The organism is Paenibacillus aceris (assembly GCF_017874035.1).
Classification (GTDB): Bacteria; Bacillota; Bacilli; order Paenibacillales; family NBRC-103111; genus Paenibacillus_E; species Paenibacillus_E aceris.
In genome coordinates, this window is sequence record NZ_JAGGKV010000011.1 from 181,725 (window position 1) to 194,917 (window position 13,193).

The following is a 13,193-nucleotide window of genomic DNA, read 5'->3' on the forward strand; positions in this document are numbered from 1 at the left end:
AGTGTTCCTCGCTTTCTGACATTGTCTGTATTATAACGACACACCCAAAAAGCCCCGTGTCATTTGAAAATCGATATTACCTTGTTGATAGAGACGCGGTACATAAGTATGTTCCAGAATTTCTTTGCTGCGTTCGAGAATTTGATTCACCCATATGCCCGGGTTGCCCTCGAGTACCAAATCGACATCTTGCTTATGGTTATGCAGATCAGCCTGTTCCGACGTCACTTGCAGCATTGGGACGAAAGGATGCGTCTGCATCGGACGATCACCGATCAGCGCGATGATTAATTCCACACCCGTGGCGGCGAGTCCTGTAATCGTCTCCACGCCATGCGTTGTTGGAGTCTCCATAATATGGAAGCCGTTTCGGCGGACGTGTTCCCCATAGGAAATAGACGGCCGAACTTGAGACGTGCTAAATAGATGCTGACTGAACGCGTCCTCGGCAAGCAATCCGCTGTTCTCGGGAACGACAACCAAGCCTCCGGCCCCGACGATCATCTTGGTTAGTAGCCCCAGCTGCTCGCCGGCATCTTTGTTAATGGCACCAACGCTTACGATCCCGATGCGCAGCCCTTCCAGACCGACCGTCACCTTCTCCGCAGGATCGGCCGCAACCAATCGATCGGCGAACCAGGCCTCAACCTTTTCGCTCACCTTGGCAATTCCGCCGTCGAGCTGGATGCTGGCATAACCAAGACGGCTCGCATCGACACCCATCACATCCATCTGATGGCGCATGTAGTCGTTATGCGTTTTCTCACAGCCATGCTCCAGCAGCAAACAATGCTTCACCATCGGATGAGTAATATAGCCGATCATCGTGCGGGCAAACAGTGATTCGGCTGGCCCCCCCGAGGTGCCGCAGCCTTCCGTGTGCGCCAATGTGACAAAGCGCGAGAGCTCAGGCTTCCCTGCTCCTTGCTCGTTCAAGCGCCGTGTGATCATACCCGCTACCTGTCCGGCACAAAGACTGGTCGGCACGATCAAGCCGATATTGTCACTGGACTGCCGATTGCGATGCCGAGTAAAGGAAAATTGAAGCGAGTTATTCCTCGTTACAGCCTTATCTTCAATTTCTATCGGAGCTCCTGTCGGTACAGGAGTGTGAAGCAGCGTATCCAGCCGACTCGCATCGTTCTGCTGCCAGTTGCGCCAAATTTGTACTTGGGCATGGCCCGCCTTCTCGCCGACGCTTTGCTGACCAGAGGCAATTTGGATCGCCAACTCGAATACCTCTTGGCCCAGCTCATCCATCGACTTGCCTTCCAGATACTGCCCCGCGTTCACATCCATATCATTCGAAAGCAATTGGAAGCGGCGAGTTGTCGTGACCACCTTGACCGTAGGCACATACGGAAAGTTGGTGATCGAACCATTTCCCGTTGTAAAGAAGATCATGTTGCAGCCGGCGGCTACCTGTCCGGCGATGCTCTCCAGGTCATTGCCAGGGCTGTCCATGAAATAGTAGCCGCCATCTTTCATGAGCTCCCCGTACTCAGTTGCATAATCGATCCGCGTTGTCGGATCTTTCTTCATAGCGGCGCCTATAGATTTGAGATAGATGTTGTACAGGCCGCGATACATGTTGCCACCTGACGGGTTACCTTCCGCACTGGTGCCGTGCCAGGAAGTGCGCTCCTTAAATCGGTTCACTAGTTCCAGAAATTTGCGCGCGGTTTCCACGTTACGTACTTTTGACAGGACATAGGGCTCCGCGCCAATCAACTCATCAGTTTCGGCTAGACTAGCCGCACCGCCGTAACGCACCAATTGTTCTGAAACCCAACCGAGCAGCGGATTCGCGGATACCCCGGAAAATGCGTCCGAACCGCCGCACTGCAATCCGATTCGCAAGTGGCGGATGGATTCAGGCGTACGTTGCATCGCTTTAACCGTTGACAGCCATTCCCGCACTATCGCTTCACCTTTCACCAGCTCCTCTTCAAAGCTACCTGTAAGTGACACGAACTTATGCAGCACTTCATCGATCGGATAGCTATGCTCGCGTGCATAAGCCTCCACCATCTTGTTCGTGACCGATTCATTGCCATAATCGACAACCAATACTGCTCCGACGTTCGGGTTGACCATGAAACCTGCGAGCGTCCGCAGCAGCAAATCCACATTATTCGGGTTCTCTGTGCCGCCCTCCGTGTGAGCGACGGGAACGATTCCGTCTATATTCGAATCGTTCTTCCATTCGCCTTGCAGACGAGTGGCAAGCTCATTCACGTAGCTCCCCGTTTGCGAGGTGGTGCCAAGCAATACGATGTAGTTCCGGGTGCCAACCCCGCGATCTTCATGGCGGCGATATCCCATGAAAGTGCGCGTATCATTAAAAACTGGCGATGCCTGAGCCGGCCGGAAGTTCTCCTCGTCAAAGATATAAGGAGAAACTTGATCAGCGAAATTAGGTTCCGCCGGCACCGCGAATGTCAACTGGCGCACACTGAGCGCTTCCCGTACTGTTTCGTTGATCACATAGTGGCCGGGCTGAATCGGCTTAAGCGCCACGCCGAAAGGCAAATGCCACGAAAGTAGATCTTCGCCTGGAGCGATCGTTTTGACCGCAAATCGATGGCCTTCCATAACCGTATAATCCAAGACGAGGAATTGGCCTTCATACTGAATGACGGTACCGGAGTTCAATTGGTGAATCGCAACGGCGCAGTTATCCCCAGGCAAGGGAAGTCTCGCTACTTCTTCAAATTGGTAAACGACGTCCATCGATGACCGGCTCCTTTAATGAAATTTTCCGAACTTATAGAATAAATTGAGTTTCTTCAAGGTTAGTGCTGCTCAATAATATTGTATCAAGAATATGGCATTTGTTAATTCTTTACCTTTGCAAAAACATACTCTATTTTGATATTCTGTAAATAAGAAAAATAACGAAGTGAAATGATCTGGGGAGGTTCGGAACATGCAAAAACCGCTTATAAAGAACTTTACTAACGACCACCTCTTACCATTTGACATTGTATTTAGGGACAAAAAGACACCAAATCGTGAACTACCAGAGCATCTTCATGATCGCTTTGAATTGGTTTATATTTATAGTGGTAAAGGTACGTTTTTCTTAAACCAAATGCTCTATGAGATGAATGAAGGAGACCTCTTCATCATTCCTGGAAATACCGTTCATCAGGCATTGCCAGATTCTGAATTTCCAATTACCGCCACTGCTGTCTATTTTGATTCGCAACTGATCGGACATTATTCAGCAGGTGATTCGTTTACGAATATGCAAGTTTTTGAACGAGCCCGAAAATATAAGAGCTATAAGCTTGTTGTTCCAGCAGCCATGCGCCCTCATCTCGAAGAAAAACTCAAACAAATGCATGAAGAATTAGAGCGACACGAAGCTGGTTTTAGATACGCAGTTCAACTACATTTAAATAGCCTTCTCATCAGCATTAATCGTTTGATATTAAAAGAATCCCATCATCAACTGGCCGCGTCCGATATCGGCCCCCCCTGGTTACTAAACATACTTCAACACTTAGATCAGTTTCACACTGAACAAATCGCTGGACTTTCGTATTTGGCTAAGCACACTTCAGTCTCAGCCGCTCATTTATCTAGGGTGTTTAAACAATTAACCGGGATGAACATCACCGACTATGTGAATGCCAAGCGAATTTCAACTGCAAAGGAGCTGCTTTTAACTACCGACTTAGGTATTGATATGATCGCCCACAATTGCGGTTATGAGAGCTTACCTTATTTCCATAAGTTATTTAAGAAGTTTACTGGCGTTACCCCAGGCCTATATCGAAGAAAAGTAATTAATGAAATTAGCTTCCAATTAGACAAAATGACATAAAAATGTGAAAGTATCTCAAGAGCAAATTATTGAAATATTACTCACCGAAGCAGGTACCACACTCCACTCCGATTTCCTTAAATGACCGGCTTCATTGCCGCACCAGCGTACATCAGGACCACAAATCGATATGAGTTTTATAGCTTTTTATATCACCTCATGCAATAATAAAATCATAAAAAGAATGATCGGAAAGAAAGGAAATAAAAATGGATATGCCAAGTGATCATATGACTACAAGAAAGCTGCGCTCCCTTCAAACGCGAGAAAAATTGTTGGCTGCTGGTCGTGATATATTTATCGAATACGGGTTTCAAAAAACTACCATTTCTCAAATCATCAAAAAGGCAAATACTGGGTACGGAACAGCTTATGTACATTTTAAAGGGAAAGATGAAATTTTGATCCAACTAATGGAAGAAGTGATGGGCCGATTTTATGAGATAGCTGAACTGCCTTTTAGGCCAGAATCAAGACAAGAGGCTTATCAAATGATTGAAAAGCAAGCTGGTCTGTTTCTGGAAATGGCCAATGAGGAACGGCCCATGATGCAGGTAATCGAAGAAGCCATTCGGTTATCAGAGGATGTTAACCGGAAATGGAAGGAAATCCGGGAACGCTTTATTAATCAAATAGCACAGGATATAGCTTACTCTCAAAAAAACGGCTTGGCGCGGACAGATGTAGATAATTACCTTGTAGCTAGAGGATGGTTTTTTGCCAACGAGATGTATCTTTGGGAAATCGTGAAGAATGAGTTGGGTTTTACAGTCCATCAAATTGCACATAATCTTACAGCTATATATACGGGTGGGCTTTATCAGTAAAATCTCCTTCCGCGGGTTAAATGAACAATTAAACTTGAGGGGATGACCCGTTCGCTTTCTCTTGTCCCTGAGGCGTGACAATTGCACGCCTCGGGGATTTCCTGCGATTCTCCACCATCATATATATAATTTTAATGTAAATGGCAAGAAACAAAATGATTTCGGGACATTTCTTTCTCTAAGGGAATTTCCTTTCTACAGATATCCATTACAAACGGACATCTGGTATGAAAAATACATCCTCTAGGCGGATTTAACGGTGAAGGAATTTCACCTTTTAGAATAATTCGTTCCTTTTTCACGTTTGGATTGGGAATGGGGACCGCTGATAACAATGCTTGGGTGTACGGATGAAGCGGTGAGGAAAATAAACTGTCGGTCGGTGCTTGTTCCACCATTTGCCCCAAATACATGACACCAATTCGGTCGGAAATATGGCGCACAACGCTTAGGTCATGGGCAACAAACAAATATGTCAGCTTCAATTCGTCCTGCAATTGCTGAAATAAGTTAATAATTTGTGACTGGATGGATACGTCAAGAGCAGATACAGGTTCATCGCAAATCACCAACTTCGGGTTAACCACCAGTGCTCTGGCCAGACCTATTCGTTGTCTTTGTCCGCCTGAAAATTCATGTGGATACCGATAATAATGATCGGGCTGAAGTCCCACTTTATGAAGGATCTCCATCACCCGTTCCGTTCGTTCTTGTCTCAAGCCAATTTGGTGAATAGTCAAAGGTTCTTCTAACATCGAGCCAATTCTTTTTCTCGGATTTAAGGAAGAATAGGGATCCTGAAACACCATTTGCATCTCCTGCCTGATATTTCGCAGTTCCATGCCGGATAAATGAAAGATATTTTTATTTTGATAGATCGCTTCCCCGTTTGTGGGCTCCGTCAATCTTAATATCGTTCGTCCCAGGGTACTTTTTCCGCACCCGGATTCACCAACTAAGCCGAAGGTTTCCCCTTCATACAATTGAAAGGATACGTTATTTACTGCCTTGACTTCCCCTGTAGACTGACCCAATGCCCCTTTTACAGGAAAATACTTTTTTAATCCTTTGACCACAAGCATCGGGTCGATTTGTTCAGTCAATTTTGTTAACATCGCACCGATCCTCCCGTTGGGCTATCTTTAAATAATGCCAACACCTGACTTTTTGATTGCTTTGATGTTGGGTTAATTCAGGCATTTCTTCTCTGCAGAGTGCGTCTGCATAAGGGCACCGGGAAGCAAATCGGCAGCCCTTAGGAATGTTGTACAAGGATGGCACCATCCCCTCAATAATATGCAGTTTTTGTGAGCGGTCGCCATCCAATTGTGGAACTGACTTCATTAACCCTTGGGTATACGGATGAAGCGGATGAGCGAAAAGACTTTTCACATCCGCTTCCTCGACGATTTGTCCCAGATACATGACCGCCACACGACTGCAAATTTCTGCTACCACGCCTAAGTCATGGGTAATTAAAATGATCCCCATATCCAGTTTTTTGTTTAACTCCATCATTAAATCCAAGATCTGGGATTGGATGGTGACATCCAATGCGGTCGTAGGTTCGTCCGCAATTAATAATTTCGGCTGACAAGCGAGTGCCATCGCGATCATCACACGTTGCCTCATTCCGCCGGACAACTCGTGAGGATATTCGTTCACTCTCTTTTCAGGTGCCGGTATCCCGGTCAGTCTTAACATCTCAACAGCCTTATCGTACGCTTCCTTCTTTGATACCTTCTGGTGAAGCATGATGGATTCCGCAATTTGATAACCAATCGTGAACACCGGATTGAGCGAACTCAATGGATCTTGAAATATCATCGAGATGTCGTTGCCTCTGACGTTTTGCATGTCCGAGGTGGATATCCGTAACAGATTTTTTCCTTTGAAGTTGATTTCCCCTTCGTATTTAACCGTTTGTTTCTCTTCAAACAACCGTAGAATGGACTGGGACGTAACACTTTTCCCGCATCCGGATTCCCCAACCAGCCCTAAAATCTCACCTTCCTCAACATGTAAGGTAATCCCGTCTACTGCAGTTACTTGTCCTCTTTCCGTATAAAAGTGCGTCCTGAGTTCTTTAACTTCCAAAAGGTGCTGTGTTGCCATAAAGTTCCCCCTTGATATTTCTATAATATTTTTAAAGGGTTATCCTTGTACGTTTCCAATTATTTTTTTGCTTGATTCGTGTGAGGATCCAATAAGTCGCGTAATCCGTCCCCAAACAGATTTAATCCAAGTACAGACAATATAATCGTAATACCCGGAAACAGCGTCAACCACCAAGCATTAAAGATGACCGTTTTCCCATCGGAGAGAATATTGCCCCAACTTGGTGCCGGCGCCGGAACCCCTGCTCCTAAAAAGCTGAGAGCCGCTTCAATAATAATGGCATCGGCAAAAATAAACGTGGCTTGCACGATTAACGGGGATAACGTATTGGGTGCAATATGTAGCCAGATGATTCGCCAAGAAGGGGCTCCCAATGCCTTCATCGCTTCAATATAAGTCTGTTCTCTCACCACTAAAGCGGCTGACCGCACAGCACGAGCGATATGTGGCGTAAAAACGATACTTAGCGCAAGCACGACATTTTCCGTCTTAGCCCCAAAAGCGGCCATCAGGGCTATAGCTAACAAGATGCCGGGAATCGCCATTAATCCGTCACAGATTCTCATCAGCAGACTGTCTAGCGATCGGTAATAACTTGCATACAATCCAATCATCATTCCCAACAGAGAGGCAAGAAAGGCAACGAAAAAGCCAACTCCCATTGATACCTGTGCTCCATAAGCAATTCTACCCAACAAATCCCGACCGAAATTATCCGTTCCCAGCAGATGTGCCGAACTGGGAGCCTGCAGACGATTGGTAACTTCCATCGCATACGGACCTTTTGGAGCAATGAGAGGGGCAAAAAAAACAAGAATAACTAAAAGTATCATAATGATACTTCCAATCAGTACTGATTTATTGGAGAAAAAGCGGCGGATCAACAAATTCCGCTGCTGCTTTTTCAGGTCGTTCTTAATTCTAAGCAGCTTTGTATTCCCATCGAGGCTTCGTTGAATTGCTCCCATAACCACTCCCCCTTCTATTTTCGGTTTAATCTTACTCTCGGATCGATAACTCCGTATAACAAGTCTATGGCCAAGTTAATAAACATGTAAGAAAAGGTAACGAATAACACTGTTCCTTGGATCACGGAATAATCGCGTCGCAAAACCGAATTGATAATCAGTTGACCGATTCCCGGGATATTAAAAATTGTTTCAATCACGGCAGCGCCTGCAATCAACCCCCCGAATGTTTGGCCAATGACGGTCAGTATCGGAAGAAAAGCATTTCGCAACGCATGTTTATAAACGACATGGCGTTCCTTTACACCTTTGGACCGGGCTGTTTTTATAAAAGCAGAATTTAGTACCTCTAACATCGAAGACCTGGTCATGCGGGCAATTAATGCCGACTTCATCGTTCCTAATGCAAACGCAGGCATGATCAGATATTGCAAATGTGTCCACAATCCTCTGCTTAACGGTTGGTAACCGGCCACCGGCAGCCATTTCAAGTAAACTGAGAATAGTAACATTAAGAATAAACTAAGCAAAAAACTCGGAATGGAAATCCCCAATAACGACAGTCCCATGAAGGTTTGATCCGCCGCTGAACCTCTCTTTCTTGCTGCCAGGATCCCCATAGGAATGCCAATCATGATAGCTAAAATCTCTGCCAAAACGGCAAGGGAAATGGTTGGCCCCAAGTGATCAAATATAGCTTTCGTTACCGGTTCTTTCAGAAAGAAAGATAACCCCAAATTCCCTTGAAAGACACCGCCGATCCATTTAAAATACTGTTGGTATAAAGGAAGATTAAAGCCGAGCGACTGACGCAATTCATCAATTTGCTGCTTGCTCGCATCTTGCCCCAGCATAACGGAAACCGGATCGCCGGGTGTTAAATGGATGATTAAAAACACGATAATCGATACGATAAATAATACAGGGATGAGAGAGAGTAAGCGCTTTAGTATATAAAATTTCAAAAAAACAACCCTCCTTTTCGATGAAGCATTTCTGGGTGTTATTGAATTCTCCACCCTTGCTCCTAAGAGCAACAGGTGGAGAAGGTAAAGTACGGTATAGGTTATTTTAAAACTTTCGTATTCCAAAAAATCATTCCATCAAAAGGTTTATACCCTTGTACCTTATCAGTAGTAGCATCAAAGAACGCAAAGTCGGCCAACTTAACACCTGGCAAGTAATCCCAGATATATCCATGCAATTCATCCCATAACTTTTTCATTTCTGCTGGGGAAGCGGCTGCATTGATGGCTTGAAGCGAAGAGGCGATTTTCGGATCATCCGTCCATCCGTAATTTTGGGGTTGAAGAATTCCCAGTTCACCAGGAGTCGCTCTGAAAAGATCACTTACAACCAACATGTCCCATTTCGTTGGATCTTCCCGTTTTGTTGAGTATGATGCAAAATCACTTACATCAAGTTTCACCTTCATTCCAACCTGTTCCAGCTGCTCCTTAATGACTACTGCTGCATTGTATACATAAGGGTAATCTTGAGTTGTCGCGAGTCTGATCTCTTGACCATGATACCCGGCTTCTTGCAAAAAGCGTTTTGCTTTTTCCGGATCCTTCTGGTTATACTCTTTCTTTCCTGCCTCCGTAACCCAGAATTCATGAGGCATATACTGATAATTGAGCTTGTAGAGTTCTTTATTTGAGAAAGCAGCCATTAATATTTTATCCGCATCCAGCGCAGCATTAACCGCCTTTCTCTCTTTAAGATCAGTGAATATACCTTGTTTTTTATTAAAATATATAGAAAGCGCTACATTGGTTTCGGTAATCACTTTCACATTGGAGGTTCCCTTTAACCGTTCATAACTGTCATGCGGCAGAGCCGCAGCGATGTCGTATTGTCCAGTTTGAAGCCCCGTCTCCCGTGTAGAAGCATTCGTCACAATGTCAAAATATAAATCGCCCACCAAAGCTTCTTTTTTACCGGCCAACCCGTCAGCAGGAGCATTCACGGCCTTATACTCATTGTATTTGGTCAGATGAATATATTGATCCTTTTTCCACTCTACAAACTTAAAAGGTCCGGTACCGATAATCTCCGACACACCTATCTCTTTTGCCGCTTCAATGACTTCTTTAGGCATAACCGCCGCAAATTGTGTCTGAGTTGCCAGTATAGTCAGGGCAGGCGTTGAAGGGGCTTTCAGTTGTAACAGAACGGTATCGTTATCTTTGGCTACGAATGAAATATCACCTAACGTTTTTGCCGTTCCGGATTTCTGCTTCCATCGGTTCATGGAAGCCACTACATCTTCCGCTGTCATCTCTTTCCCGTTATGAAATTTTACTCCTTTTCTTAAATGAAATGTATACGTTTTTCCATCTTCGCTCTTATCCACGGATTCAGCCAACATTGGTTCCGGTTGATATTTGGAATTTAAAGTCATAAGGGACTCAAAAATATGTCTGCCTGCATATTTCGTTGCTGCTGCTGTGGTCATGAGCGGATCCATCGTAGGCGGTTGAGCATTGAATGCTACTCTTAACTCACCGCCGCCTTTGGACTCACTGCCGCTTTTGGACTCACCGACTTGTTGGTTGTTTTCTTTGGGATTGCCACAACCTGCCATGGTCAACACTAACGCGATAATCGTAATTACTTTCCCGATCTTATTAACCTTCATTTAACGAAGCCCCCCCAATTTGCATAACGTGCCAATTGACAGACATACATGAATAGGTTGTTCCGCTGCGCTGATGTTTCTGACTATTAATAAGCGTCTGCCTACTTTTTAAAAAAATGAGACCGCTTTCATCTGAACATAATAATGAGACACCATGTGCCAATATCAAATCAATCCTACACTCTCCCTATGAGTCTAGTGAGCCGGAAACCAGTTGTCCTTTATACATCACCGCGCGACGTTTTGCTCTTCGCGCCACTGTCTCCGCAGTACAGCTTGCTTCTACAAACACCACGTTCGCCTCATCCCCAACCTGCGGCCATACTCGCGTGCCCGTTGAATCTAATGACGTCTTCCCATCAGTGATATACCGGATGGACTGGGAAAGAGGATACTCACTATTCCAGCGATTGACTTGCGCCAAACGGCACAAACGCTCCAAAATATCCCCGTTCCCGAAAGGACTCCAGCTATCAAAAACGTTGTCATGCCCTACCGCTACGGTCACTCCTTTTTCCTCTAGAAGGGGGACGGGAGGAAGAGTCCACGGGCCTATATGGACAGCTGTGATGATGGTGATCCCAGCATCGGCAAGCATGGCAGCTGCTTCCTCCGCTTCCCTCTGTGTAACACCGCCAAGTCCAAACGCGTGACTGATTGCCACTTTTCCCTGCCAACCTGCTTCTACTGTAAGGGCCGCCAATCGCTTCATCGTAAATAATCCAAGATGACCGGGATCATGTAAATGCAGATCAATTCCTGCACCGGCCTCGACTGCCAACTCCATCATTTGCTGAAGGGAAGCTTCGATATCTCCATCAATATTTGCTGGATCTACACCACCGACTATGCTTGCACCATTTCGCAGTGCTTCCCGCATTAATGATTGGGATCCTGAGCGAAGCAAACCATGCTGCGGAAAAGCAACAATCTCATGGCTAAGCTTTCCTTCAAAGGAAGACAATGCTGACTTTACCCCTTCCAAATGTTTCAATCCAATCTCAGGATAGATATCAACATGAGTGCGAATATGGGTGGAGCCAGCCTTAAGTATGGTCTCAATGAGATTCTTTGCCCTTTCCTCTGTCGTAGTCGGCAAGGTAGGAAAGAGTTTTTTATCAAGCTCGAATCTCTCAACCAAATTTTTGACCGGTTTAGGAGCACGCCAAGAATCGCCTAACAGCGTTTTATCCAAATGGCAATGCTTTTCGACAAAAGAAGGCAACAAGAGCAGTTTCCCAGCATCTTTCGTTGGTATTCCGCCACTCTGCAGTTCTTCTTTTGCCGAAGCAATCTTACTGATTTTCCCATGTTCGATAAGCAAGTGAACCAATTCGGTTTCGGTTCCCACTACCTCGTCATTCTCATATGTATAACCACTCTCCAACCGAACATTCTTAAGCCAATAAACAGCCTCCAAATTACCCATCTCCATTCTTCCTCCTGTTAAATTCATTATGTAAGCCCTTTCATAGATAAGTATATTACGATTATGACATCATGTCAATGACATCATGTCCGCCAAATCAGATCATCTGCTTTATGAAAGTCATCCACTGAGCGAGCCCGCAAATGTCTCGGATTCTCTTCGCCCTGAACGATGGCCTCATGTAAAATACCACGGCTAAATAAGCCGTGGTTCCTCGAACGATTACCTAAATTGGTAACCCTATAACTCAACCATTTCGCTCAAAGCATCTTCTACTTTTACATAATCGTAACCTAGATCTTTGGCAACTGCTTCAAATGTAATTTCACCATTTGCTACATTTACGCCAAGTCTTAACGCTTCGTTGTCAGAGATTGCTTTATTTACACCTTTGTTTGCGATCTGTAATGCATACGGAAGAGTGACATTCGTTAAAGCGATGGTAGAAGTTCTTGGAACTGCACCAGGCATGTTGGCTACAGCGTAATGAACGACGCCATGCTTGACATAGGTCGGATTGTCATGTGTTGTGATGTGATCGATCGTCTCAACGATTCCACCTTGGTCGATAGCAACATCAACGATAACAGAACCAGGCTTCATCAACTTTACAATTTCTTCCGATACCAGTTTTGGTGCTTTTGCACCAGGAATCAATACCGCGCCAATTAAAAGATCTGCTTCAGCGACTGACTGTGCGATATTGAAGGGACTCGACATCAATGTTGTAATTTGATTGCCAAATATATCATCCAATTGACGCAGCCGATCAGCGCTTAAGTCGATGATTGTTACATCAGCACCGATTCCAATTGCCAATTTTGCTGCGTGCGTACCCACGACACCGCCGCCAATAATGGTCACTTTCCCACGGTTCACACCAGGGACGCCTGCAAGGAGAATACCTTTACCCCCATTTGATTTTTGTAAAAATTGCGCACCGATTTGTGTGGCCATCCTCCCAGCAACCTCACTCATTGGCGTAAGCAAAGGCAAAGTGCGGTTCACCGAAACAGTTTCATAGGCAATGGCAAGAACTCCTTTTTCTTTAAGTGCCTGAGCCAAAGCCGGTTCAGCGGCCAGATGTAGGTAAGTGAATAGAATCAAGCCTTTACGAAAATAGGTATACTCACTCGGAAGCGGCTCTTTCACTTTCATAATCATATCTGATTTTTCCCATAACACTGCCGAATTATCAATAATTTCTGCACCGGTATTGATGTAATCTTCGTTCGTAAAACCGCTGCCTGCACCAGCGTTATTCTCAACAAATACTTTATGTCCGGCACTTACGAATGAAACGACTCCAGCTGGCGTTAATGCGACACGGTTTTCGTTGTTCTTAATCTCCTTAGGGATACCAATTATCATAAAAAGC

At 45.2% G+C, this 13,193-nt stretch carries 10 protein-coding genes; 2 read left to right on the forward strand and 8 right to left on the reverse strand.

From position 1 onward, the window contains the following. Positions 1-30 precede the first annotated feature (30 nt). Positions 31-2,733 carry a UxaA family hydrolase gene (locus J2Z65_RS20495; RefSeq protein ID WP_167057348.1) on the reverse strand — a complete coding sequence of 901 codons (2,703 nt, stop codon included), beginning with the start codon at positions 2,731-2,733 and terminating at the stop codon, positions 31-33. Between the two features lie 196 nt (positions 2,734-2,929). Between J2Z65_RS20495 and J2Z65_RS20500 the strand changes: the two genes are divergently transcribed. Continuing rightward, on the forward strand, positions 2,930-3,832 hold the full coding sequence (locus J2Z65_RS20500; RefSeq protein ID WP_167057351.1) for a helix-turn-helix domain-containing protein: 903 nt from the start codon (positions 2,930-2,932) through the stop codon (positions 3,830-3,832). 209 nt (positions 3,833-4,041) lie between these two features. Continuing rightward, positions 4,042-4,659, forward strand: coding sequence for a TetR/AcrR family transcriptional regulator (locus J2Z65_RS20505; RefSeq protein WP_420850810.1), 618 nt, complete (start codon positions 4,042-4,044; stop codon positions 4,657-4,659). Positions 4,660-4,790: 131 nt separating this feature from the next. Here the strand turns inward: J2Z65_RS20505 and J2Z65_RS20510 are convergent, their stop codons facing one another. The 7 genes from J2Z65_RS20510 to ald all read right to left on the reverse strand — a co-directional run bounded on the left by J2Z65_RS20510 (position 4,791) and on the right by ald (position 13,186). Continuing rightward, a complete protein-coding gene (locus J2Z65_RS20510) occupies positions 4,791-5,774 on the reverse strand; it encodes an ABC transporter ATP-binding protein (RefSeq protein ID WP_167057353.1) in 984 nt (327 codons plus the stop codon). Further along, positions 5,755-6,774 carry an ABC transporter ATP-binding protein gene (locus J2Z65_RS20515; RefSeq protein ID WP_167057356.1) on the reverse strand — a complete coding sequence of 340 codons (1,020 nt, stop codon included), beginning with the start codon at positions 6,772-6,774 and terminating at the stop codon, positions 5,755-5,757. The genes J2Z65_RS20510 and J2Z65_RS20515 overlap by 20 nt, the downstream gene beginning before the upstream one ends. A 59-nt stretch (positions 6,775-6,833) precedes the next feature. Beyond that, on the reverse strand, positions 6,834-7,745 hold the full coding sequence (locus J2Z65_RS20520) for an ABC transporter permease (RefSeq protein WP_167057359.1): 912 nt from the start codon (positions 7,743-7,745) through the stop codon (positions 6,834-6,836). A gap of 14 nt (positions 7,746-7,759) precedes the next feature. Next, on the reverse strand, positions 7,760-8,710 hold the full coding sequence (locus J2Z65_RS20525) for an ABC transporter permease (protein ID WP_167057362.1): 951 nt from the start codon (positions 8,708-8,710) through the stop codon (positions 7,760-7,762). Between the two features lie 101 nt (positions 8,711-8,811). Beyond that, on the reverse strand, positions 8,812-10,386 hold the full coding sequence (locus tag J2Z65_RS20530) for an ABC transporter substrate-binding protein (protein WP_167057365.1): 1,575 nt from the start codon (positions 10,384-10,386) through the stop codon (positions 8,812-8,814). A gap of 187 nt (positions 10,387-10,573) precedes the next feature. After that, positions 10,574-11,806, reverse strand: a complete 1,233-nt coding sequence (locus tag J2Z65_RS20535) for an amidohydrolase (RefSeq protein WP_167057477.1) — start codon at positions 11,804-11,806, stop codon at positions 10,574-10,576. Positions 11,807-12,055: 249 nt separating this feature from the next. After that, complete coding sequence (ald, locus tag J2Z65_RS20540) at positions 12,056-13,186, reverse strand: alanine dehydrogenase (RefSeq protein WP_167057368.1); 1,131 nt, start codon at positions 13,184-13,186, stop codon at positions 12,056-12,058. Positions 13,187-13,193 lie beyond the last annotated feature (7 nt).

What these genes read in the sequence shown, in the direction of transcription:
- J2Z65_RS20495 (WP_167057348.1), bottom strand. Translation starts at nt 2,733, where the DNA reads ATGGACGTCGTTTACCAATTTGAAGAAGTAGCGAGACTTCCCTTGCCT.
- J2Z65_RS20500 (WP_167057351.1), top strand. Translation starts at nt 2,930, where the DNA reads ATGCAAAAACCGCTTATAAAGAACTTTACTAACGACCACCTCTTACCA.
- J2Z65_RS20505 (WP_420850810.1), top strand. Translation starts at nt 4,042, where the DNA reads ATGGATATGCCAAGTGATCATATGACTACAAGAAAGCTGCGCTCCCTT.
- J2Z65_RS20510 (WP_167057353.1), bottom strand. Translation starts at nt 5,774, where the DNA reads ATGTTAACAAAATTGACTGAACAAATCGACCCGATGCTTGTGGTCAAA.
- J2Z65_RS20515 (WP_167057356.1), bottom strand. Translation starts at nt 6,774, where the DNA reads ATGGCAACACAGCACCTTTTGGAAGTTAAAGAACTCAGGACGCACTTT.
- J2Z65_RS20520 (WP_167057359.1), bottom strand. Translation starts at nt 7,745, where the DNA reads ATGGGAGCAATTCAACGAAGCCTCGATGGGAATACAAAGCTGCTTAGA.
- J2Z65_RS20530 (WP_167057365.1), bottom strand. Translation starts at nt 10,386, where the DNA reads ATGAAGGTTAATAAGATCGGGAAAGTAATTACGATTATCGCGTTAGTG.
- ald (WP_167057368.1), bottom strand. Translation starts at nt 13,186, where the DNA reads ATGATAATTGGTATCCCTAAGGAGATTAAGAACAACGAAAACCGTGTC.